General features: G+C 74.3%; 14 protein-coding genes. 12 read left to right on the top strand and 2 right to left on the bottom strand.

What is annotated here, in order from left to right; translation table 11 throughout:
• Positions 1-124 precede the first annotated feature (124 nt).
• Positions 125-1,117, bottom strand: coding sequence for a LacI family DNA-binding transcriptional regulator (locus ACFVHV_RS32410; protein WP_380355874.1), 993 nt, complete (start codon positions 1,115-1,117; stop codon positions 125-127).
• A gap of 124 nt (positions 1,118-1,241) precedes the next feature.
• Here ACFVHV_RS32410 and ACFVHV_RS32405 point away from each other — a divergent pair, with 124 nt between their 5' ends.
• The 6 genes from ACFVHV_RS32405 (at position 1,242) to ACFVHV_RS32380 (ending at position 6,526) form a co-directional block, all read left to right on the top strand.
• Positions 1,242-2,180, top strand: coding sequence for a ribokinase (locus ACFVHV_RS32405; RefSeq protein ID WP_380355871.1), 939 nt, complete (start codon positions 1,242-1,244; stop codon positions 2,178-2,180).
• Positions 2,181-2,282: 102 nt separating this feature from the next.
• Complete coding sequence (locus ACFVHV_RS32400) at positions 2,283-3,629, top strand: NtaA/DmoA family FMN-dependent monooxygenase (protein ID WP_359898438.1); 1,347 nt, start codon at positions 2,283-2,285, stop codon at positions 3,627-3,629.
• Positions 3,630-3,661: 32 nt separating this feature from the next.
• Complete coding sequence (locus ACFVHV_RS32395; RefSeq protein ID WP_380355867.1) at positions 3,662-4,237, top strand: flavin reductase family protein; 576 nt, start codon at positions 3,662-3,664, stop codon at positions 4,235-4,237.
• A complete protein-coding gene (locus ACFVHV_RS32390; protein WP_359898440.1) occupies positions 4,230-4,655 on the top strand; it encodes a riboflavin kinase in 426 nt (141 codons plus the stop codon). The genes ACFVHV_RS32395 and ACFVHV_RS32390 overlap by 8 nt, the downstream gene beginning before the upstream one ends.
• Positions 4,656-4,898: 243 nt before the next feature.
• The gene (locus ACFVHV_RS32385) at positions 4,899-5,636 is read left to right on the top strand and encodes a nicotinamide mononucleotide transporter family protein (protein ID WP_359898441.1); all 738 of its coding nucleotides are present in this window, start codon (positions 4,899-4,901) and stop codon (positions 5,634-5,636) included.
• A 263-nt stretch (positions 5,637-5,899) separates the two neighbouring features.
• On the top strand, positions 5,900-6,526 hold the full coding sequence (locus ACFVHV_RS32380; RefSeq protein ID WP_380355864.1) for a hypothetical protein: 627 nt from the start codon (positions 5,900-5,902) through the stop codon (positions 6,524-6,526).
• 81 nt (positions 6,527-6,607) lie between these two features.
• On the opposite strand, the gene ACFVHV_RS32375 is transcribed toward ACFVHV_RS32380, so the two are convergent.
• Positions 6,608-7,099, bottom strand: a complete 492-nt coding sequence (locus ACFVHV_RS32375; RefSeq protein WP_359899717.1) for a DUF1269 domain-containing protein — start codon at positions 7,097-7,099, stop codon at positions 6,608-6,610.
• 321 nt (positions 7,100-7,420) lie between these two features.
• On the opposite strand from ACFVHV_RS32375, the gene ACFVHV_RS32370 reads away from it, so the two are divergent.
• The 6 genes from ACFVHV_RS32370 to ACFVHV_RS32345 all read left to right on the top strand — a co-directional run bounded on the left by ACFVHV_RS32370 (position 7,421) and on the right by ACFVHV_RS32345 (position 23,267).
• Positions 7,421-8,338, top strand: a complete 918-nt coding sequence (locus ACFVHV_RS32370) for a polyphosphate kinase 2 family protein (protein ID WP_359899715.1) — start codon at positions 7,421-7,423, stop codon at positions 8,336-8,338.
• Positions 8,339-8,483: 145 nt separating this feature from the next.
• Positions 8,484-11,249: a cation-translocating P-type ATPase gene (locus ACFVHV_RS32365; RefSeq protein ID WP_380355860.1), complete on the top strand. Its 2,766-nt coding sequence runs from the start codon at positions 8,484-8,486 to the stop codon at positions 11,247-11,249.
• A 28-nt stretch (positions 11,250-11,277) separates the two neighbouring features.
• Positions 11,278-13,140 carry a SulP family inorganic anion transporter gene (locus ACFVHV_RS32360; RefSeq protein WP_380355857.1) on the top strand — a complete coding sequence of 621 codons (1,863 nt, stop codon included), beginning with the start codon at positions 11,278-11,280 and terminating at the stop codon, positions 13,138-13,140.
• Positions 13,141-13,178: 38 nt separating this feature from the next.
• Positions 13,179-13,493, top strand: a complete 315-nt coding sequence (locus tag ACFVHV_RS32355; RefSeq protein ID WP_359899709.1) for a trypco2 family protein — start codon at positions 13,179-13,181, stop codon at positions 13,491-13,493.
• A 27-nt stretch (positions 13,494-13,520) separates the two neighbouring features.
• Positions 13,521-16,817 carry a tetratricopeptide repeat protein gene (locus ACFVHV_RS32350; protein WP_380355854.1) on the top strand — a complete coding sequence of 1,099 codons (3,297 nt, stop codon included), beginning with the start codon at positions 13,521-13,523 and terminating at the stop codon, positions 16,815-16,817.
• 177 nt (positions 16,818-16,994) lie between these two features.
• Positions 16,995-23,267 (top strand): beta-ketoacyl synthase N-terminal-like domain-containing protein, encoded by a 6,273-nt coding sequence (locus ACFVHV_RS32345; RefSeq protein WP_380355851.1) that lies wholly within the window; start codon positions 16,995-16,997, stop codon positions 23,265-23,267.
• The last annotated feature ends 142 nt before the right edge of the window (positions 23,268-23,409 follow it).

Below are 23,409 nucleotides of genomic sequence, written 5' to 3'. Positions count from 1 at the left end.
GTGGACCTGAGTCCGCCCGGGGCCGGCCGTCGGCCGTTCCCGGCTCCCCGGCTCCCCGGCTCCGGGCATCAGGAGCCGGGCGCCGGTTCCCCGGCATCGGGTGTCAGGGGTAGGGCGAACGGTGTCAGGCGTCGGCGTCGGTGGAGGAGCGCACCACCAGCTGCGGGGCGAAGCGCTCCACGCGCTCCGTCCGTTCGCGGGCGGGGGCCTGAAGGAGGGTCAGGGCGCGCTCGGCCATGGCGGTGAGCGGGTGGCGGATGGAGGTGATGGGCGGGTCGAGGAGTTCGAGCATCTCGGTGTCGTCGAAGCCGGTGACGGCGATCCGCCCGGGGACGGGGACCGCCGAGCGCTGCAGCGTGCTGACGAGGCCGACCGCGAGGACGTCCGCGCCGCAGACGACGGCGTCGATCCCGGCGTGCCGCTCGGCGATGCGCCGGCCCGCGGTGCGGCCCGCGTCGGTGGTGAAGCTGGGCAGCAGGACGGTGGTGGCGTCGGCGCCGCGGGCCTCGGTGAAGGCGGCGAGGCGTTCCGCGCCGGAGGAGGAGGCCTGGTCGGCGGCGACCAGGGCGATCCGGTGGCGGCCGAGGCCTTCGAGGTGGTCGAGGAGCAGTCGCATCGCGGCGGTGTTGTCGAGGGTGACGGCCACCGTGCCGGAGCCGGTGGCCCAGCGGTCGAAGAGGACGACGGGGGTGCGTTCGGCGGCGGCCCGGACGGCGGGGCCGGAGGCGCCGGCGGAGACGGGGACGACGAGCAGTCCGTCGACCCGGCCGCCGAGCAGGGTCTCGATCTGCTCGGCCTCGACGGCGGTGTCGTTGGCGGCGTCGGAGACCACCAACTGCCCTCCGGCGGCGCGGACTTGCTGGGCGAGCGCGTCGGCGAGCTGGACGAAGTAGGGGTTGGCGAGCGAGGGGACGACCACGCCGATGGTGCCCGTGGTGCCGGTGCGCAGCGCCCGCGCGGAGTGGTTGAGGCGGTAGCCGAGGCGCTGGGCGGCCTCCTCGACGCGGCGGGCGAGTTCGGGGTCGACGTTGCGCGGGGTGCCGGCCAGGACGCGTGAGGCGGTCGCGCGGGAGACGCCCGCGGCCGCGGCCACGTCGAGGAGTCGGGGCGCAGTCACGTGGGGCGGTCCTTCGCGGTCGGAGAGGGCTCGGCTGAGCTGGCGCAATACGCAGCACGAGGGTACTTGACGGTTTTCGGGGGCTGGTCCACAGTGTGGGAGATCGATCTCCCAAGGAGTGCGGATGCCGCTCATCACCGTCGTCGGTTCGATCAACCGCGACCTCGTCCTGACCGTCGGGGACCTGCCGCGACCCGGCGAGACCGTGCTCGCGCGGGGCTTCGTGGAGGGCGTCGGCGGCAAGGGCGCCAACCAGGCCGTCGCGGCCGCCCGGCTCGGCTCGCGGGTGCGCCTGGTCGCCCGGGTCGGTACGGACGCCGTCCCCATCCTGCGGGCGCTCGCCGCCGAAGGGGTGGACGTCGGGGCGGTGCGCCCGGCACCGGAGAGCACCACCGGGATCGCCTCCGTGGTGGTCGACCGGGCCGGCGAGAACACCATCGTGGTCAACCCGGGCGCCAACGCCGCGCTGACGGTCGCGGACCTGCCGCAGCGGCTGGCCCGCTCGGCCGGCGAGGTGGTCCTGGTGCAGCACGAGATCGCCGCCGACGTGGTCGCCGCCGCCGTGCTGCGGGCCCGGGAACAGGGCGGCACGGTCGTCCTCAACCCGGCGCCGGCCCGGCCGGTCGCCCCGGAGGTGCTGTCCGCCGTCGACGTCCTTGTGCCCAACCTCGGTGAACTCGCCGCCCTGCTCGGCGCGGAGCCGCCGGCCGGCCCGGACGGCGCGCGCGAGCTGCTGGAACGGGCCGCGCTGCCCTGCCGGGCGGTCGTGGTGACGCTCGGCGCGGACGGGGCGCTGGTCAAACAGCCCGGCCGCCCGGCCGTGCACCTGCCGGCCCCCGTCGTGGACGCCGTCGACACCGTCGGCGCCGGCGACACCTTCTGCGGAGCCCTCGCCGACTCCCTCGCCCGGGGCGCCGACCTGCTCGCCGCCGCCCGACGCGCCGTCCGCGCGGCCTCCTTGGCCGTGACCGGACTCGGCGCCCAGTCCTCCATGCCGTCCGCGGCGCAGCTCGACGCGGACGCCGCGGTCCTCGACGCCCCCACCGTCCCCGCGGCATCCTGACGGACCCCGCCGTCCCCCTGTTCCCCCCGCGTTCCCCCGTGCTGTGACGGACCCCAGGTCCCCCCACCCCCCCCGCATCACCAGTTCAACGGAGAACACCCCATGCGCAACCTCAAGCTCGGCCTGTTCGAGAACGCCCAGACCAACGCGAGCGGCACCGCCACCTGGCGCCACCCCGACAGCCGGCGGCACCTGTTCGACACCCTCGGGTACTGGCGCGAGATCGCGCAGGTCTGCGAGGACGCCAAGCTCGACTTCCTGTTCCTGGCCGACGCCTGGGGCTGGTCGGAGATCGACGGGGTGCGCCCGCCGATCGCCACCGAGGAGACCCTGGACCTGCCGCGCCTGGACCCGTTCGTGATCGCCTCGGCGCTGCTGGCGAGCACCACCGACCTGGGCCTGGTGGTGACCGGCTCGGTGCTGGTGGAGCCGCCGTACGCCTTCGCCCGCCGGCTGGCCACCCTGGACCAGCTGTCCGGCGGCCGGCTCGGCTGGAACATCGTGACCACGGGCACCGCCGACACCGCGGTCAAGGCCTTCGGCATGGACATGGTGGCGCACGACGACCGGTACAAGATGGCCGAGGACTTCCTCGACCTGGTCTACAAGTACTGGGAGGGCGCCTGGGAGCCGGACGCCCTGGAGAAGGACAAGGGCGGCCGCTTCGCCGACCCGGCCAAGGTGCACCCGGTCGAGCACGAGGGCCCGTACTTCCGCTCGCACGGCTACGGCAACACCGCCCGCTCCCCGCAGGGCACCCCGGTGCTGTTCCAGGCCGGCGCCTCACCGGCCGGGCGGCGGGTCGGCGGGCGGCACGGCGAGTGCATGTTCGTCGGCAGCGGCTCGGTGCGGCAGCTCGCCGGGCACACCGCGGCGATCCGCGAGGAGGCCGTACGGGCGGGCCGCCGCGCCGACGAGGTCAAGGTGATGTCGGCGTTCTCCTGCGTGGTCGGCGCCACCACCGCGGACGCCGAGCGCCGCTGGCAGCGCGTCCTGGACGCCCAGCGCCCGGAGGTCACCGTCGCCAGCTACGCCATGTTCACCGGCCTCGACCTGTCCTCGTACGCGCCGGACACCCCGATGTCGGAGCTGTCCACCGAGATGTCCCAGACCCAGGTCGCCCGGTTCGCCGGCCGGACCGTCGGCGACGTGCTCGCCGACTGGCACACCCACGGCGTCGGCGCCCGCCCGGTGGTCGGCACCGCCGAGGAGATCGCCGACGAGATCTGCGCCCTGGCGCAGGGCGCCGACCTGGACGGCTTCCTGCTCTCGCCGACCGTCCAGCCGGCCTCCACCACCGAGTTCGTCGAGTCGGTGCTGCCGATCCTGCGCGCCCGCGGCGTCTTCCGCGGCGCGTACGCGGACGGCGAGTCGCTGCGCGAGCGGCTCACCGGCGCGTCCGACCGGGCCCTGCCGGCCAGCCACCCGGCCGCGCAGTACCGGCACTGAACCACACTCGCGACGAGAGGACGGCGACGACCATGGTCACTCCCGCCCACCACCCCAACCCGCCCGCCGCCGCGTCCGCGCAGCCGCCGACCGCGGGGCGGCCGCACACGGAGCGGCCGACCGGGGCGGAGCCCAACGCCGCGGCGCTGCGCCAGGCGTTCGGGGCCTACCCGACCGGAGTGGTCGCGCTCGGCGCGCTGCGCGACGGCGAACCGGTCGGGCTCGCGGTGAGCTCCTTCGTGTCGATCTCGCTGGAGCCGCCGATGGTCGCGGTCAGCGTGGCCCGCACCTCGACCACCTGGCCCAGGCTGACGCAGGCACCGGAGCTCGGGCTGAGCGTGCTCAGCCACGGCCAGGGCACGCTCTGCCGGCGGCTCGCCTCCCGCGAGGGCGACCGCTTCGACGGCACCGGGTGGCAGGCCACGCCGGAGGGCGCGGTGCTGATCCACGACGCGGCGCTGTGGCTGACCGCCCGGGTGAGCGCGGTGTACGACGGCGGCGACCACGAGATCGTCCTGATGGAGCTGCTCACCGTCGAGCTGTTCCCCGGGGTGGAGCCGCTGGTCTTCCACACCAGCCAGTTCCGTGAGCTCACCCCCCATGGCTGACGCTCCGACGACCCCCCTGTCCGGCACCGTGGTGCACGGTGCCGGCCGGGGGCGGGGGCTGGGCTTCCCCACCGCCAACATCGCCGCCGAGCCCGGCACCCCCGTCCCTCCGCCCGCGATCTACAGCGGCTGGCTGGCCCGCCGCGCGACCGGCACCGTGCACCGCGCGACGATCAGCATCGGCACCAACCCCACCTTCTGCGACACCTCCGAGATCCACACCGAGGTGTACTGCCACGACGCCCCGGGCGACCTGTACGGCGAGCGCGTCGACCTGTGGTTCGTCGCCCGCATCCGGGACACCGAGAGGTTCGCCTCCGTCGACGAGCTGCTGCTCGCCGCCCGGGAGGACGTCCGCCGCTCCGAGGCCCTGCTGGACTCCGCGCACGGACGGCACGTCCTGGCCGCCCTCTCCTGACCCACCGGCACGGCCGTTCCCCCTTCCCGATCCACCGGCATCACGCTTCCCCTTCCCGATCCACCGGCATCACGCTTCCCCCTCCTGATCCACCGGCACCGCCTTCACCTGCCGGCGCGCACACCCGCTCCCCACGCGGCCGCGCGCCCTGCGCCCCGAGCCCGGTCGGCCCCGCACCCCCCGCTTCGGCGGGGCCGACCGCCCCTTCCCCCACCTCGCTCCGCACGAACAAAGGTGTGAGTCATGAGCGCGTTCCACTGGTTGAACGAGCAGTTCGACTTCTTCGGTCTCCCCGTCTACTGGTCCGACTTCCTGGGCAACATCCTGGCGCTCGCCACCGTCTGGCTGGCCCTGCGGCGGTCCCTGGTGGCCTGGCCGGTGCAGATCCTCGGCTCGGTGCTGCTGCTGATCGCCAGCCTGAACGTGCACCTCGGCGGCAACGCCGCCCGACAGATCGTGATCATCGTCTCGGCGTCCTGGGGCTGGGCGACCTGGAAGCGCAGCCGCGAGCAGGAAGGCACCATCAACGTCCGCTGGGCGTCGGGGCGGGAGCGCGCCGTGCTGGTCGCCGCGATGGTGGCCGGGACGGCCGCGTTCGGCGCGGTGCTGAAGGGGACGGACGCCTCGTTCTACCCCGGAGCGCCGTGGTGGATGGTCCTCGCGGACGCCTGGATCTTCGTCGGCTCGATCCTCGCCATGTACAGCCAGGCCCGCCGCTACGTGGAGTTCTGGTTCGTCTGGCTGGCCGTCGACCTGGTGGGCGTGCCGCTCGCCGTCCACTCCGAGCTGTACTTCTCCGGCATCGTCTACGGGATCTTCTTCGTGATGGTGCTGCTCGGCATCCGCGACTGGGCGTCCCGCAGCAAGCCGCAGGAGATCGCCTCGCCGCTGGAGCCCGCCGTCCTGGTCGAGGGCCGGGACGAGAGCCGGGACGACGCCCGCCCGGGCGGCTCCGCCCCGCGGGTCGGGGCCGCCGACTGACCGTCGGACCACCGCACCGCACCGCACCGCGCCCCGCCCCGTCCGCGGGCCGGCCCCACCCCGGGGCCGGCCCGCGCCGGCTTCCGGAGGCCGAAGCTGCGGAGCGGGCCGGGCCGGGCCGGGAATCGCCCCGCTGAACGGAAGGCGCGGGCCGCCGGGTTCAGACCGGGCGCGGGCCGATCGAACCCCGGAGGGTGCGCCGTCCGTGCTACCGGTGAGGACGGTCGGCAGCCGGCCCGGAGCACGGACGAGGGAGGACAGCGATGGCCTGGTACCAGGGGTCGAGCCGGATCACGGTGACGGCGGTGGAGGGAAGGTTTCCGCAGCGGGCGGTGGTGACCGTCCGGGGCGCCGCTCCGGTGGAGATCCCCTGCGAGGTCGGCGCCGTCCACCACGTCGAGGCGGAGCGCTGGCAGCTCGACCTGGAGCACCGGGACCAGGGCGAGTGGTGCCCCAACATCCGTGCGGTGCAAGGGCGGTGGCAGGAGATCCGGGGCGTGCTGACGCAGGTCGTGCACAGCCGCAACCGCGACCTGGCCGGCGACCGGCAGGACCGCAACCTGGTGCTGCGGATCGAGCGGGTCGCGCCGGCCGGTGACGACCCGTCGGTCGCCCCCGCCGCCCCGGCCGCGCGCCGCACCACCGCGGCGCACCTCGCTCCGGCGGTCCCGGCCGGCTCGGCGCCGCGCACCTCGGCCGGACCGGCGAGCGGCACCACGAGCACCACCGGCAACTCGTCGCCGGGCGTGCGGACGACCACCTCGGGCGCCGGGGCGGAGTTCCTGCGGCCCGCCGCCGCCCCGGGCGGCCGGGTCACCGGCACGGGAGGCGCGAGCCGGACGACCGGCACCCCCGGGACGACGACCACGGCCGGCTCCTGGAACGGCTGACCGGGCCGGTCACGGCCGCGGGGACAGGTCTGCTCGATTCCCCGAGTGGTCAGGGCCGTTCCCGACGGTGCGTCAGCCGTTTCACTCGCCCTCGGTGAACGCCTCGCGCAGCCGGGCCTCCTCGTCCGCGGAGAGGTTCGTCTCCAGGAGCTCGGCGTGCAGGCCCTCGAACGCCGACCTGACCGGGTCGAGCACGGCGTCGGAGCTGAGCACGAACAGGGCCGAGGTGCCGGGGGTGACCTTCTCCCGCAGCCGTTTGACGAAGTCCTCGTCGATGCCGACGTGGGCGAGGTGGCCTCCCAGCGCGCCGCCGGCCGCGCCCAGGGCCGCGCCGAGCACGGGCACGAAGAAGACCATGCCGAGGAAGAAGCCCCAGAAGGCGCCGCCCACGGCACCCATGCCGGTCATGTCGCTCAGATGGCGGGTCTTCGGCTTCCTGGCCCCTTCCGGCCAGGTGACCACCGCTCCGTCCTGGACCTTGATCAGCTCCTGGCGCCCCAGCCTCCTCAGTGTGGCGAGGGCCTCGTCGGCTCCGTTCGCGGTGGGAAAGCGCCATACCGTCAGGGTCGCCATCACGGCCTCCGATCGCGGGGGTACTGCACCGGCACAGCCCCATCGTCGGCACGGGCCGCGGGCGCTGCCACACGCGGACGCCGGACGGGCGAAACCGGCCGCGAGCGTCCCGGCCGGCCGCCCCGGCCGGCCGGCGCGGGTGGGCCCGCCCCGGAAGGACACCGTCGGATTGACACGGCCGACCGGCGGCCACAGCGTGGCAGGTAGCACTCTTCCGTGCTGGTCGGTCCCGGTCCGCGCCGCGTCGAGGACGCCCGCGCGGACGGGACCCACGGCAGGCCTCCTGATGCCCGCCGGACCCGAGAGGAGCTGGTACAGGCGATGTCGGACGGACGGACGGCCAGGCGCATTGCGAAGTTCATCAAGCCGCTGCGGGTGAAACCGGGGTCGCGGGTGGACCTCGCGGAGGACTTCGACCCCCGGTACAAGGCGGGCATGAAGAAGCGCGAGGGCGTCGAGCTGCTGCGCACCGGCGTGTCGCTGCTCTCGGAGTACCAGGCCCGGCTGGCGGCCCAGGACACCTACGGCGTGCTGCTCTGCCTCCAGGCGCTCGACGCCGGCGGCAAGGACGGAACGATCCGTCACGTCATGAGCGGGGTGAACCCGCAGGGCGTCCACGTGAGCAGCTTCAAGGTGCCCTCCACGGAGGAGCTCGACCACGACTTCCTGTGGCGGTACGCGCAGCGGCTCCCGGCGCGCGGGGACATCGGGATCTTCAACCGTTCGCACTACGAGGAGGTCCTCGTGGTGCGCGTCCACCCGGAGAACCTCGACCGGCAGAAGCTGCCGGAGGAGGCGAAGGGCCCCGGGGTCTGGCACCGCCGGTACCGGGAGATCAACGACTGGGAGCGCTACCTCACCGACAACGGGTTCAAGGTGGTGAAGATCTTCCTGAACCTCTCCAAGGAGGAGCAGCGCAAGCGCTTCCTGGCGCGGATCGACCTGCCCGAGAAGAACTGGAAGTTCTCCGAGGCGGACATCCGCGAGCGCGAGCACTGGGACGACTACCAGGAGGCGTTCTCCGACATGCTGTCGGCCACGAGCACGCCGTGGGCGCCCTGGTACGTCGTACCGGCCGACCGCAAGTGGTTCGCGCGCATCTGCGCGGCGGCGGTGCTCGCGCACACGCTGATCGGGATCGATCCGCAGTTCCCCACGATCGACGGGCGGACCCGCAAGGACCTGCGCGCGGCCAAGCGCCTGCTGGAGGCGGAGGCCCCCCGGGGCGGCCGTACGTGATCCGTCCGGCGCGGCCCGTCCGGACGTGATCCGTTCGTACGTGATCGGTCCGGGCGCGATCCGTCCGGACGTGGCCCGTCCGTGTCGACGCGTCGGACCGACCGACGTCCAAGGGGGGACGTTCCCGGATCCCGAGGAGTGAAGAATGGCGGAGCAGGCTGGGCCGTCCGGCCCGCAGGAGTCCCCGGACCCGTGGTACGCGCGACCTCCCCACGAGGTCGCGTCCTCGCTCGGGGTGGACCCGGCGACCGGGCTCAGCGCCGCCCGGGCGGCCGAACTGCTCGCCGCGAACGGGCCGAACGCGTTGCCCGTGGAGAAGTCGAGGCCCGACTGGCTGCGCTTCCTCGACCAGTACCGCAGCTACATGCAGATCATCCTGCTGGCGGCGGCGGTGGTCTCCCTGGCGATCAAGGAGTGGACCACCGGGATCCTGCTGATCGTCCTGACGCTGCTCAACGCCGTGGTCGGCCTGCGGCAGGAGGGCAAGGCCGAGAGCGCGATGAACGCGCTGAGGTCGATGATGAAGGCCACCGCGCGGGTGCGGCGGGACGGGACGGAGGCGCAGATCCCGGCCGAACAGCTGGTCGTGGGCGACGTGGTGCTCGTCAGGGCGGGCGACGAGGTCCCGGCGGACGGACGGATCGTCGAGGCCAGCGCGCTGCAGATCGACGAGTCGGCGCTGACCGGCGAGAGCGTCCCCGCCGCCAAGGACACCGGCACCCTGCCGGCCGGGGCGCTGGGCCCGGGCGACCAGACCAACATGGCCTTCATGGACACCCCGGTCACCCACGGCAGCGGACTGCTCGTCATCACCGAGACGGGCTCCGGCACCGAACTGGGCAAGATCTCCGGGATGCTGTCGGCCACCGAGAAGGAGCAGTCGCCGCTCACCAAGGAGCTGAACACGCTGACGCTGTGGATCGCGGCGGCGGCCGGCCTGACCATGGTCGTGATGTTCGCGCTCGGCCGCAGCCGCGACCAGGCGTGGGACGCCCTCTTCGTCAGCGCGGTCTCGCTGGCCATCGCGGCGATCCCGGAGGCGCTGCCTACGGTCAGCCAGGTCATCCTCTCCGTCGGCAGCCTCAACCTGGCCAAGCGGCACGCGATCGTCAAGGAACTGCCGTCCGTCGAGACCCTCGGTTTCACCTCGGCCATCAACTCCGACAAGACCGGCACCCTCACGATGAACCAGATGACGGTCGTCGAGGTGCTCACCCCCGCCGACCGCTACACCGTCTCCGGCACCGGCTACCGCCTCGACGGGCGGATCCACCACGCCGCGGGCTCCGCCCCGAGCATCGAGGACGCCGTCCTGCCCCACCTGGTCGCCAACGACGCGAAACTGGTCGACGGCGAGGTCGTCGGCGACCCGACCGAGGGCGCGCTGCTCGTCCTCTGCCACAAGGCCGGGCTGGACATCGAGGCCACCCGGGAGCGCTTCCCCCGGCTCGCCACCCTGCCGTTCGACCCCACCTACAAGCTGATGGCCAGCTTCAACGAGGCGAAGGACGCGGAAGGCCGGGCGGTGGTGCGGTGCTTCGTCAAGGGCGCGGCCCCCGCGGTCATGGCCCGGGCCTCCTCGGCCGACTCGAACGGCGTGGTCGTCCCCTGGGACGCGGAGCTCGGCGGACGCGCCCAGGCGCAGACCGAGCGGATGGGCGGCGAAGGGCTGCGGGTGATGGCCGGGGCCGTCCGCGACCTGGACCCGGCGGACTTCGACCCGGACGGCGACCTGCTGGCGTTCGTCGAGGACCTGCGGATGACCAGCCTGGTGGCCATGGTCGACCCGCCGCGCGAGGAGTCACGGGCCGCGATCGCCAGTGCGCAGGCCGCCCACATCCGGGTCCGCATGGTGACGGGCGACGACGTCACCACCGGAGCGGCCATCGCCCGTCAACTCGGCATCGACGGGGAGGCCGTCCTCGGCGCCGACTTCGCCGCCCTGCCGGAGCAGGAGCGGCTGTCCCGGATCGACGGCATCGGAGTCCTCGGCCGGGTCGCGCCCGAGCACAAGGTGCTGCTCGCCGCCACGCTCAAGCGGAAGGGCGACGTGGTCGCCATGACCGGCGACGGCGTCAACGACGCGCCGGCGATCAAGGCCGCCGACATCGGCATCGCCATGGGCAGCGGCACCGACGCGGCGAAGAACGCGAGCCGCATGGTCCTCGCCGACGACAACTTCGCCACCATCGTGTACGCCGTCGAGGAGGGCCGGAAGCTCTACGACAACCTCACCAAGTACATCCGGTTCGTCCTGGTGCTGCTGGTGACGTTCGTGCTGACCTTCCTCGGCGCCGCGCTCCTGAACATCGCCGCGGGCGAGCCGTTCACCCCGGCGCAGGTCCTGTGGGTCCACTTCGTGGTCAACGCCCCCTTCGGCTTCGCCCTGGGCTTCGACCAGGAGAGCCCCGGCCTGATGCGGCGCACCCCGCGCCCGCGCGGCGAGACGGTGCTGACCGGGCCCGTGATGATCACCGTCGGGCTCGCCGGGCTGGCCGTCACGGTCGCCCTGCTCGGGCTGACCAAGCTGGGCGAGGCGCACTACCACAGCGCGCGGACCGGCAACTCGATCGCGTTCACCGCCTTCGCGCTCTGCCTGATCGTGGCGGCCTACGAATGCCGCAGCGAGCGCGGCTCCGCGCTGACCGTCAGCACCTTCGACAGCAAGCAGATGAACCTGGCGGCCCTCGGCGAGTTCGCCCTCGCGGTGCTGGTCACCCAGATGGACGCGTTCCACCGCCTCCTCGGAACCACCGACATCACCGCCCGGCAGTTCGGCTGGGCCCTGCTGGCCGCCGTCGCGCTCCTGCTGCTGTGGGAACTGGGCAAGTTCGTCGCCCGCAGGGTGTCCGGCGCCGGCGGCGGGACGGCGGCCGCCCGCGGCGCCGCGACGGTCGGCCCCCGTCCGTGACGGCGTTCCGGAGCCCTTGAGGAGATCCATGGCCGCCGGTGCTCCCCCCGGGCGACGACGGCGCCGCGTCGTGCCGGCGCTGCCGGGACTCACGGTGCTCCGCTCCTACCGTCGCGACTGGCTGCGCGGCGACCTGGTGGCCGGTGCCACGGTGGTGGCCTACCTGGTGCCCCAGGTCATGGCGTACGGGAGCGTGGCGGGGCTGCCGCCGGTCACCGGGCTGTGGGCGATCCTGCCCGCGATCGTGCTGTACGCCCTGGTCGGCTCGTCCCGGCTGCTGTCGGTCGGGCCCGAGTCGACCACGGCGCTGATGACCGCCACCGTGATCGGGCCGCTGGCCGGCGGCGACACCGCCCGCTACGCCGTCCTGGCCGCGAGCCTGGCCGTGGTGGTCGGCCTGCTGTGCGTGCTGGCCTGGCTGGCCAGGCTCGGCTTCGTCGCCGACCTGCTCTCCCGACCGGTGCTGATCGGCTACCTCGCGGGCGTGGCACTGATCATGATCGTGGACCAGCTGTCCAAACTCACCGGGATCGACGTGCGGGGAGAGGGGTTCTTCCCGCAGCTGACGTCGTTCGCGTCGAACCTCACCGAGGCCCACCTGCCGACGGTCGCCTTCAGCGCCGCCACCCTGCTCTTCCTCCTCCTGGCGGCCCGCTTCCTCCCGCGCCTGCCCGGCCCGCTGCTGGCCGTCGTGCTCGGCACCGCGGTCTCGGCCGCGTTCTCGCTCAAGGACCACGGCCTCGCCGTGATCGGCGAGATCCCGGCCGGGCTGCCCCGTCCCGTGCTGCCGGACCTCACCGAGCTGAACCGGCTGCTGCTGCCGGCACTGGGGATCCTCCTGGTCGGCTACACCGACTTCATCCTCACCGCGCGCGCCTTCGAAGGATCGGGGCAGGAACGGCGGCTGGACGCCAACCAGGAACTGCTGGGCCTCGGCGCGGTCAACCTCGGCGCGGGCTTCTTCCAGGGCTTCCCGGTGAGCAGCAGCGCCAGCCGTACCGCGCTCGCCGAGTCGGCCGGAGGACGCACCCAGCTGTACGCGCTCACGGCCGGCCTCGGCGTGGTCGCCGTGCTGCTGTTCCTCAGCCCGTTGCTGCACGACACCCCGGACGCCGTGCTCGGGGCCCTGGTCGTGTTCGCCGCACTCCGGATGATCGACCTCGCCGGTTTCCGCCGGCTGGCCTCCTTCCGGAGCCGCGAACTGCTGCTGGCGCTCGGATGCATGGCCGGCGTGCTGACCCTGGACATCCTCTACGGCGTCCTGGTCGCGGTGGGACTGTCGGTGATCGAGCTGCTCAGCCGGGTCGCGCGACCGCACGACGCGGTGCTCGGCCTGGTGCCGGGCGTGGCCGGGATGCACGACGTCGACGACTACCCCGAGGCGCGGACCGTCCCCGGCCTGCTCGTCTACCGCTACGACTCCCCGCTGTTCTTCGCCAACGCGGAGAACCTGCGGCGCCGGGCGCTCGCCACCCTGGCCGAACAGCCGGAGCCGGTGCGGTGGTTCGTCCTCAACACCGAGGCGAACGTCGAGGTGGACATCACCGCGCTGGACTCGCTGGACGCCCTGCGCCTCGAACTCGAAGCCCGCGGCATCGTGTTCGCCCTGGCCCGGGTCAAGCAGGACCTGCGCGACGAACTCGACGCCTACGGCCTGAGCACCTCCGTCGGCGCTGACCGGATCTTCCCCACCCTGCCCACGGCGGTGGCCGCCTACCGCACCTGGGCCCGGGGCGACGGCTCATCGGCCGGCGCCGGCCGATCAGCCGTCACCCCGTCGCGCTCGGAGCCGGCAAAGGTTAGGTGTGAATCGATGTCAAAAACTCTGCATGGAACTGAAGTTGTGTGTTGCGGCCGGGCGGTGACGGGTATCACTCGACCGGGGCGGTGAAGGCCGGCCAGGGGAACGTTCTGCATCGGGGGAGGAACGTGGACGCGGCGTGGACCGGTCTTGCCGAGGCGATCCAGCAGTTGCGCGCCGAACTGGACGCGGCGACGGCCGAGGGCGACGGGAAGCGGCTCCGGTTCGAACTGGGCCAGATCGAGCTGGAGTTCGACGTGGAGCTCAAGCGGACCGGGTCGGTGGACGGGGGCCTGCGCTGGGGCATCGTGTCGGCCGGGGCGAAGGGGGAGCTGGCCCACGGTTCGGGTCAGCGGATCAAGCTCGTGCTGCAACCGACCGACACCACGACCGGCCGGGCCGCGGAGGTCGCCTCCTGCTGGACCGACCCCGAACTCGGCTGACGTGCCGGAGGGTCGGGGGCTTGCCGAATGGACCGCTGCCGGGTTGTCGAGGTGCTCTCCGAACAGTCCAGGGGGAGCGGCTATCTGGTCGCCGACCGGTTGGTGCTGACCGCCGCCCACGTCCTGAGGTCGGGTGAGGTTTTCACCGCCGAGCCCCGGGTACAGGCCCTGGACAGTGAACGGGCGGTACGGGCCCGGACGCGGTGGATCCGCTACGACGGGCCGGAGGAGGGCGTCGACGCCGCGCTGCTGGAGATCGTCGACCCGCTGTGGGTGCCGCCGTCGGCCCCGGTGCCGGTCGCGTGGGCACGGATCACGGACGTCGAGCCTGGGCACCGGGTGCAGGTCGGCGGGTTTCCCGACGCGATGGCGGGCCGCTGGCGGGACGTCGACCAGGTGCTCGCGACGGTGAATCCGCTCAGCGGGGCCCGCTCCGGACGACTCCAGCTCACCGTGGCATCTGCACCGATCCGGACGAGGGACGGGCGATCGGGCTGGGCGGGCATCTCGGGCGGGCCGGTCTGCACCGTGGCCCGCGACGGCGCCCCGTCGGCCCTGCTCGCCGTGGTCGTGGTGGACCCGCTGCGCTATGCGGACCGGCTGGCCGCCGTCCCGGTCGACGCCGTCCTGGCAGACGCCGCCGTGGCCGAAATCCTCCGCCGACATGGCCTGGCCGACATCAACGTGTCATCGTATTCGGGTACTGACCATTCGTCAGCCATTCGATCGACACTGGCGGCAGCCATGCGAACCCTTCCCCGAGACCTCTCCGCCTTCGTCGGCCGGGACCGCGAACTCGCCCGACTGAGCGACGCGGTCATCGGGGCGAGCGGTGCCGGGCGGGTCATCGACATCCACGCCATCGGCGGGATGCCGGGCGTCGGCAAGACCGCGCTCGCCGTCCACCTCGGCCACCGGCTGGCCGACCGCTTCCCGGACGGACAGCTGTTCCTGCCCCTGCACGGGCACACCCCCGGCCAGTCCCCGGTGGATCCGGCCGACGGGCTGGTCGCCCTGCTGTCGGCAAGCGGCGTGTCGCCCGAGCTGATCCCCGGCGGCCCCGACCGCCAGTCCACGATCGACGCCCGGGCCGTCCTGTGGCGGGACCGGATGGCCTCGAAGCGCGTACTGCTCATTCTCGACGACGCGGTCGACCACAGTCAGGTCGAGCCGCTGCTGCCCAACGCGGCCGAGTCCCTGGTGCTGATCACCAGCCGGCGCCGGCTCGCGGCGCTGCCGGACACGGTGGTGCTGTCCCTCGACATCCTGGACGAGTCGACGGCCGTCGAGATGCTCTGCGGGCGCTCGGGACGGACGGCGGAGGGGGCGGAGGCCGCCGCCGCGGCGGCCGTCGTGGAACACTGCGGCCGGCTGCCGCTGGCGGTCGGCCTGGTCGCCGGCCGCCTGCGCAACCACCCCACTTGGTCCTTCGCCCACCTCGCCGCCGACCTGGGCAGGGCCAGACGGCGGCTCTCCCGGCTGCGCGCCGGCAACGTGGCCGTCGCGGCGGCCTTCGAACTCTCCTACCGGGAGCTGCCCGAGGATCGCCAGGCACTCTTCCGCCGGCTCAGCCTGAACCCGGGCACCGAGTGCGACGCCGAGATCGCCGCCGCACTGCACGGCAATGACCCCGACGACGCGGCCGACGAACTGGAGCACCTGTACGACGACCACCTGCTCATCGAGTCCGCGCCCGGCCGCTATCGGATGCACGACCTCGTCCGGGAGTACGCAGGCCTGCTCACCGACGAGGACGAACCGGCCGACCGGGACGCGGCACGGGAGCGGCTGTTCACGTTCCTGGAGGAACGCGCCGTGGCCGCCGTCGCCGCCATCGCGCCCGGAGCGGCGCCCGGGGGCGCGGACACGGCCCGCGAGGCCCAGGCGGCTCGGGACTGGCTGGACACCGAGATCGCGAACCTGCTGGCCTGTGCTCGGTACTGCGCCGACCACGGCCACCCCGACCGCGTCGTCGTACTGGCCCAGGCACTCAGCGGGTTCCTGCGGTTCGTCGGCCCCTGGGACCAGGCCGTCGCCCTGCACTCGGCGGCGGCCGATTGCGCCCGGCAGTCGGCACAGCCCACTCTCCAGATCGAGGCCCTCACCAACCTCGCCCTGGTGCGGCGCCTGGGCGGCGACTACCGGGGCGCGGCGGACGACCTGCGCGCCGCGACGGCCGTCGCCCAAGCCGTCGGCGACCGCCGGCTCGAAGCACGAGTGCTGAACGACCTCGGCGCGGTCCACGGCCAGACCGGTGACTACCCGGCCACCATCGCCGCCCACGACGAGGCCGTACCGATCTTCCGCGAGAACGGGGACCGCGCAGGCGAGGCCAGTGCCCTCAACTACCTCGGCGTGGCCCACCGCCTGGTCGGTCGCTACGACGAGGCCAAGGCGGAACTCGCCCGCTCCGCCGAACTCTTCCACGACCTCGGCGACCGGCGGGGCGAGGCCGTCGCCCTCGCCAATCTCGGGATAGTCCACCGCCAGACCGGTCACTACGACTCCGGGACCCGCCTCGTCGAACAGGCCCTCGCGCTCTCCCGCGGGATCCGTGACCGCCGCGGCAGCACCTACATCATCCACGCCCTCGGCGTGCTGCGGTCGCTGACCGGCCGGGCCGACGAGGCGCTCGACCTGCAGAACGAGGCGCTGCGGATCTCGCGCGAGCTGGGCGACCGGCGCGGCCAGGTCTACAGCCTCAACTACCTGGGGGCGGTGCACCGGTCCGCGGGCGATCCGGCCGCCGCCGCCCTGGCGCACCAGGAGGCATTGGACCTCGCCCGGGAACTGGGCGACCGGCGGGCCCAGTCGCACGCGCTGCGCCACCTCAGCGCGGCCCACCGGCTCCGGGGCGACCTCTTCCCGGCCGGCACCGCGGCGGAGGGCTCCCTGCTCATCGCGGAGGAACTGGGCGACCGGCGAGGGCAGGGGAACACCCTCCGGACCCGGGCCGAGGTCCGGCTGGCCTCTGGTGAGCGCGAGCTCGCGGCTCGGGACCTCGACGCCGCGCTCGACCTGGCGCGGGCCATCGGCGACCGGCACGGCGAGGCGCAGACCCTCAACGTCCGGGGCGCACTGCGGCGTCCGTCGCACCCCGCGTCCGCGCTGGCCGACTACGAGTCGGCCCTGGCACTGGCCCGCGAACTGGGAAGCCCGCGCCAGACGGGTGCGGCCCTGCTCGGCGCCGGCCGGTGCGAGCGCGACCTGGGTCGGGTCGACGCGGCCGAGAGACGCCTGCGCGAGGCTCTGGCGGTGTACGACAGCCTTGGCGCCCGGGAGGCGCCGTCGGTCGCGGCCGAACTCGCGGGCCTGCGAGCCTGATCGGGCCGCGGGGTCGGCGGCTTCGCCTTCCCGTACGTCGTCGTGGTGGCCGCCGGGAGACACGGGCTCGGTGTGCGCAGTGACCGGGACTCCGAGTTCGCTACGGTGAACACCGTTGCCGCGTTACCGGGTTACCGCGTGACGGAGTGGCCACGTGACCGACCACAGGGGTGCAAGGTGCATGAACTGATCCTCCGTCACGCAGCGGATCGCGGGGCCAAGACCGCCTTCGCCGACGCCGACGGCACGGTGGACTACGGCGAACTCGCCCGCCGCACCGCCCGGGTGGCGGGCAACCTGCGGGTCGGGCGCGGCGGCCGGGTGGCGCTGTGCCTGGCCGGCGGGGTGCCCGCCGTCACGGCCACCCTCGGGGTCGCCCGCGCGGCCGCGGTCGGTGTCCTGCTCGACCCGCGAAGCGGCGAGGACGACCTCCGGTTCCGGGTGGCGGACAGCGGCGCCGAGGTGCTGGTCACCGACCGCGAGCACCTGGCGCGGGTCCGGCGGGTGGCCGGCGCCCGCGTGGTGACCGTCGACGAACTGCTCGGGGCCACCCGTACGCCGCCGCGGGACGACCTCGGACCGGACGAGCCCGCCTGGCTGCACTACACGTCGGGGACCGGCGGGGACCCGAAGGGCGTGCTGTCGGCGCAGCGGGCCTGGCTGCGGTCGGCCGATCTCGCCTACCGGGGACAGCTGGGCATGTCCGGTGACGACCACCTGCTCTGGCCGCTGCCGCTGTTCCACGCGTTCGGGCACTCGATGTGCGTGGTGGGCGTGCTGGCCCTGGGCGCGAGCGCCTACGTGATGGACCGGTTCACCGCGGACCGGGCGGCCGCCCTGCTGCGCCGGACGCCGTTCACGGCCCTGGGCGGCGTCCCGACGGTCTTCACCCAGCTCCTGGACGCCGGGGCGCCGCTGCCGCCGCGCTGCCTGTCCGCCGGTGCCCCGCTGCCGGAGGAGCTGCGGGACCGGTTCCGCCGCGCGTTCGGGCGTGAGCTGCACGACGGCTACGGCAGCACGGAGGCGTCCGGGAAGATCGCCGTCGACGGCGTGGTGCTGCCCGGGATCGACACCCGGTTCGTCGACGGCGAGCTCCGGGTGCGGATGCCCGGCGCCGACGGGTGGCACGCGACCGGGGACCTCGGCCACGAGGAGGGCGGCCGACTGGTGGTGACCGGGCGGGCGAGCGACGTGATCATCCGGGGCGGGGAGAACGTCCACCCGGCCGAGATCGAGCAGATCGTGGCCCGCCACCCCGGCGTCCGGGAGGTGGCCGTGGCGGGAGAGCCCGACGCGGTGCTCGGCGAGGTACCGGTCGCCTACGTGGTGGGCGACGCGGATCCGGCGGCGCTCCTGGCCTACTGTCGCGGCCTGCTGCCACCGCACCGGGTGCCGCAGGATATCCGCCCCGTCAGCCGGATCCCGCAGACCTCCTCGGGCAAGCCGGCGCGGCGGCGGCTGCGCCACCAGTACCTGCTCGACGTGGTCCGGCGGGAGACCGCGGGGATCACCGGCCGGTCGCCCGGGGCGGACCAGCCGTTCGCCGAAGCCGGCCTGGACTCGCTCGGCACCGTACGGCTGCGGGACCGGCTGGGCGCGGACCTGGGCGTCGCCCTGCCGCCGTCCCTGGTGTTCGACCACCCCACGCCCCGCGCGGTGGCCGACTACCTCACGGGCGCGGCCGCCGGCCCGCCACCGCCCGCCCGCAGGGCCGCGGCCACCGAGCCGATCGCGATCGTGGGCATGGCCTGCCGCTACCCCGGCGGGATCAGCAGCCCCGAGGACCTCTGGCGCGTGGTCGCCGCCGGCCGGGACACGATCACGGAGTTCCCCACCGACCGGGGCTGGCCCCTGGACGACCTGTTCCACCCCGACCCCGACCACATCGGCACCAGCTACGTCACCCGCGGCGGCTTCCTCAAGGACGCGGCCGACTTCGACGCGGCGTTCTTCCGCATGTCGCCGCGCGAGGCCCTGGCCACCGACCCGCAGCAGCGACTGCTGCTGGAGACGGCCTGGGAGGCGTTCGAACGGACGGGCATCGCGCCCGAATCGCTGCGCGGCAGCAACACCGGCGTCTTCGTCGGCCTGATGTACAACGACTACGCCGGCCGCTTCCGGGGCAGCGCCCACCAGCTCCAGGCCCAACTCGCCCTGGGCGCGGCGGGCAGCGTGGCCTCGGGGCGGATCGCCTACCACCTGGGACTGCACGGCCCGGCGCTCACCCTGGACACCGCCTGCTCCTCCTCGCTGGTCGCCACGCACCTCGCGGCGGACTCCCTGCGCGACGGCCGGTGCGACCTGGCCCTGGCGGGCGGCGCGACCGTCATGGCCACGCCGGACAGCTTCGTCGTGTTCAGCCGGCAGCGCGGCCTGGCCCCGGACGGACGGGTCAAGCCGTTCTCCGCCGCCGCCGACGGCACCGCCTGGTCGGAGGGGGTGGGGCTGCTGGTCCTGGAGCGGGTGTCCGACGCGCTGCGCAACGGTCACCCGATCCTGGCCCTGCTGCGCGGCTCCGCGGTCAACCAGGACGGGGCGTCGAACGGCCTCACGGCGCCCAGCGGCCCCGCCCAGGCGGCCGTGATCCAGCAGGCGCTGGCCGATGCCGGGCTGACCGGCGCCGACGTGGACGTGGTCGAGGCCCACGGAACCGGCACCGCCCTGGGCGACCCGATCGAGGCGGCCGCGCTGCTCGCCACCTACGGCCAGGACCGGGACCGGTCGGCGCCGCTCCTGGTCGGTACGGTCAAGTCCAACCTGGGGCACACCCAGGCGGCCGCCGGGGTCGCCGGCGTGATCAAGACCGTGATGGCGATGCGGCACCGCACCGTGCCCGCCACGCTGCACGTCGACGAGCCCAGCCCGCACGTCGACTGGTCCGCCGGGGCCGTCCGGCTGGTCACCGAGCCGACGCCCTGGCCGACGGGCCGACCGGCGTCCCGCTCGGTGGGCCGGTCGGCGTCCCGGCCGACGCAGAACCGTCCGCGCCGGGCCGCGGTGTCGGCCTTCGGGATCTCGGGGACCAACGCCCATGTGATCGTCGAGGAGTACGAGCAGCTGCGCGTGGCGTTCCTGTTCCCCGGGCAGGGGGCGCGGCAGCGCGGGACGACCCGGGACCTCGCGGCCGAGTACCCGGTGTTCGCCGCCGCGTTCGAGGAGGCGCGCGCCCAGCTGGATCCGGTGCTGAACACGGCACCGGACCCGGCGCACCGGACGGACCTCGCCCGGGCGGCCCTGTTCGCCCACGAGGTGGCGCTGTTCCGCCTGTTGGAGTCCTGGGGGTACCGCCCGGACGCGCTGATCGGGCACGGCGCCGGGCAGATCGCGGCGGCTCACGTGGCCGGAGTCCTGTCCCTGCCCGGCGCGGCGAGGCTGCTCACCGCCCGCGGGCCGGAGGAGTTCGCGGAGACGGCACGGACCCTGACGTACCGCCCGCCGCTCATTCCGGTCATCGGCGCCCGCCCGGACGATCCGGAGCATTGGCTGCGGCGCCGGCACGAGACGGTCGGCCTCGCCGAGCAGGTGGCCGCGGTCGACGGCGTCACCCTCGTCGACCTGGGCCCGGGCGTCGGGGACTTGGAGGGCATGGAGGACGTCGAGGGCATCGAGGGCATGGAGGACGTCGAGGGCATCGAGGGCGTGGAGGGCGTGGAGGGCATCGAGGGTGTCATCCCCACCACCGACCCCGCGCGGACGGCGGCCCGGCTGCGGGGCACCCGCGCCTTCCAGCGCCGGCGCTACTGGCTCGACCGCGCCGCCGAGCACCCCCTGATCGAGTCGACCGTCGTCGTGCCCGGTTCCGGGGAGGTGGTGTGCACCGCCGACCTCACCCCCGTGTGGCTGCTCGACCACGTCGTCGACGGAACGGCGGTCGTGCCCGCCACGGCGATCCTGGAAATGGTGCTGTACGCGGGGGAGCGGGCCGGCTGCGGCACCGTCGACGACCTGGTCCTGCACACGGTGATGCGCCTGCCGGAGACCCGGCGCGCCGAGATCGTCGTACGTCCCGGGACCGGTGGCGTGCGGCCGTTCGAGGTGCACGCGAACGGCGTCCTCTGTGCCAGCGGCCGGCTGGACTCCCGCCCCGCGCCGCCGGTGGACATCGGCCCGTGGCCCCCGCCGGAGGCCGAGGAACTCGACGTCGACCACGCCGAGTACGGACCGGCGTTCCGCGGGCTGTCCAGGATGTGGCGCCGCGGCGACGACCTCTTCGGCGAGGTGCGCGGGGACTTCCCGGACGCGGGGCGCTTCGCGCTCCACCCCGCCCTGCTCGACGCGGCGCTGCACCCGGCGCGGCTGCTCGGCGGGGGAGTGCCGTTCGCCCTGCGCGGGGTGCACCTGCTGGCGCGGGGGGCCACGGGGCTGCGGGTCCGCATCCGTGACGGGCGGATCGCCGTCGCCGACCACGAGGGCCGGCCGGTGGCCTGCGTCGAATCACTCACCGTGCGCGCGCTCGGACCCCGTTCGACGAGTACCCCTGCGGCCGAAACCGGTCCGCTCGGTACCCGCTCGACCGGACCGCGTCCGACCGGCCACCCCGTGCCGGGGGCCGGCCGGGGCGCGCTGTTCCGCCCGGAGTGGCAGCGGACCCCGGGCCGGCCGCGCGGTCGGGTCCACGAGGTGCGGCCCGGCGACGCCCCCGCCGCCCTGGCGCTCGCACTGCGGGAACTGCAGGCCGACCACGAGCACCTCACCGTCCTGGTACGGCCGGGAGATCCGGCGGGAGCGGCGGTGGCCGGCCTGGTGCGGGTCGCGCAGACGGAGCACCCGGGCCGGTTCACCCTGGCCGAACTCGGCGACGGGCGGACCGACACGGTGGCCGAACGCGCGAACCTGGTCCCCGTGCCGGGCGGCACCTTCACCTGGCGCGGCACCGTCCTGGTCACCGGCGGCGGCGCACTGGGCCGGGCGGTCGCCGAGCACCTGCGGGGCAGGGGAGTGCGCGTCGTCGTCGCCGGCCGCAGCGGCGAGACGCGCCTGGACGTCACCGACCGGGCGGCGCTGACCGCACTGGTCGACTCCATCGAGGACCTGCGGGCCGTCGTGCACACCGCCGGAGTGCTCGACGACGGCATCCTGACGTGGATGACCCCGGCCCGCCTGGCGACGGTGTGGCGCCCCAAGGCCGAAGCCGCCTGGCAGCTGCACGAGTTGACCGCACACCGGGACCTGGACGCCTTCGTGCTGTTCTCCTCGGCGTCCGGTGTACTCGGCCACGCCGGGCAGGCCAACTACGCGGCGGCCAACAGCTCTCTCGACGAACTCGCCCGCCACCGGCGGCGGTTGGGACTCCCCGCGCTCTCCCTGGCCTGGGGGCCCTGGACGATCGGCATGATGGCCGACCGGGCGGCCGCCGCCGGCCTGCTGCCCCTCGCGCCCGCCGAGGGCCTGGCACTCCTGGAGGCGGCACTGGGCACCGACGAACCCGTCCTGGTACCGATCGCCTTCGACCACCCGAACGGTCCGACCGAGCCCGCCTGCCCCGACCAGCCCCACCACCCGCACCGTCCGGAACCGCGGAGCACACCGGAACCGACCCCGCCGGCCGGCACGCTGGAGATGGTGCGCGCCGAGGTCGCCGCCGTCCTCAGCTACCCGGACGTGGACCCGGACACCCCGATCCCCGACCTCGGCTTCGACTCGCTGACCTCCATCGAACTGCGCAACCGACTGGAGGAACGGACCGGCCTGCGCCTCCCCGCCACGGTGGTGTTCGACGCCGCCACCCCCAGGGCCCTCGCCGAGCAGCTGCGCCCACCACCGGCCCCGGGGACGCTCACCTTCCTGTACCGCAAACTGTGCGAACTGGGCCGGCCCCAGGAGGCCATGCACCTGCTCGTCTCCGCCTCCTGGGCGCTGCCGTCGGCGACGACCCTCCCGTCCGTCGCCCCGCGGCGGCTCAGCGCCGGCGAAGGCCCGGCCGTCGTCTGCTTCCCCGCCCTCACCTCTCCCCCCGGGGAGTACGCCCTCCTCGCCCGGCACCTGCCCGGCCTGTGGCTGCTCCCGCACCCGGGGTACGACGGCGGCCCCGTCCCCGAGGACGTGGAGAGCCTCGTCCGGACCCACGCCGCCTCGATCGGGCGACTCGACCGCCCGGTCGTGCTCCTGGGCCGCTCCTCCGGCGGGCTGGTCGCCCAAGCCGTCGCGGAACGCGTCGGCGCCGAGGCGGTGGTCCTGCTCGACACCCACCCCGTCCGCGACGAGGGCCGGCTCGCCGAACTGGCCGCCCGCAGCGCCACCAGGCTCGACGAGCCCGCCCTCGCCGCCATGGGCGCCTACGCCCGCATCTTCCTCGACCGCCAGGAGCCGGAGCCGACCGTCCCGACCCTGCAGCTGCGCGCCGGCGACGTGCCGGGCGACCACTACTCCATCCTCGACGAACACGTGGGCACGACGGCGAAGGCCGTCCGGGAGTGGCTCGCCCGGACCCTGCCGACCGAGCCGGAATGACCGGACGCCCGTCGGCGTGCAGCCCCGGCCCGAGCCGACCCCCGCCGAACCGACCCGGACCCGGGCCGGCCTGAACCCGGCCCGGCCCGGCCCGGCCCGGGCCGGGCCGTCGGCTGGCGTACCGCCGTGAAAAACCGGATGC

The organism is Kitasatospora sp. NPDC127116 (assembly GCF_042677365.1).
In the GTDB taxonomy this organism is placed as follows: Bacteria; Actinomycetota; Actinomycetes; order Streptomycetales; family Streptomycetaceae; genus Kitasatospora; species Kitasatospora lactacystinica.
The sequence above is the reverse complement of the archived record's forward strand: the minus strand, read 5'-3'. Positions and strand labels throughout refer to the sequence as shown.

Bases quoted from the DNA above. Each gene is read 5' to 3' on its own strand.
- ACFVHV_RS32390 (WP_359898440.1), top strand. From the start codon at position 4,230: ATGGCTGACGCTCCGACGACCCCCCTGTCCGGCACCGTGGTGCACGGT.
- ACFVHV_RS32350 (WP_380355854.1), top strand. From the start codon at position 13,521: ATGGACCGCTGCCGGGTTGTCGAGGTGCTCTCCGAACAGTCCAGGGGG.
- ACFVHV_RS32380 (WP_380355864.1), top strand. From the start codon at position 5,900: ATGGCCTGGTACCAGGGGTCGAGCCGGATCACGGTGACGGCGGTGGAG.
- ACFVHV_RS32385 (WP_359898441.1), top strand. From the start codon at position 4,899: ATGAGCGCGTTCCACTGGTTGAACGAGCAGTTCGACTTCTTCGGTCTC.
- ACFVHV_RS32370 (WP_359899715.1), top strand. From the start codon at position 7,421: ATGTCGGACGGACGGACGGCCAGGCGCATTGCGAAGTTCATCAAGCCG.
- ACFVHV_RS32395 (WP_380355867.1), top strand. From the start codon at position 3,662: ATGGTCACTCCCGCCCACCACCCCAACCCGCCCGCCGCCGCGTCCGCG.
- ACFVHV_RS32400 (WP_359898438.1), top strand. From the start codon at position 2,283: ATGCGCAACCTCAAGCTCGGCCTGTTCGAGAACGCCCAGACCAACGCG.
- ACFVHV_RS32360 (WP_380355857.1), top strand. From the start codon at position 11,278: ATGGCCGCCGGTGCTCCCCCCGGGCGACGACGGCGCCGCGTCGTGCCG.
- ACFVHV_RS32405 (WP_380355871.1), top strand. From the start codon at position 1,242: ATGCCGCTCATCACCGTCGTCGGTTCGATCAACCGCGACCTCGTCCTG.
- ACFVHV_RS32365 (WP_380355860.1), top strand. From the start codon at position 8,484: ATGGCGGAGCAGGCTGGGCCGTCCGGCCCGCAGGAGTCCCCGGACCCG.
- ACFVHV_RS32375 (WP_359899717.1), bottom strand. From the start codon at position 7,099: ATGGCGACCCTGACGGTATGGCGCTTTCCCACCGCGAACGGAGCCGAC.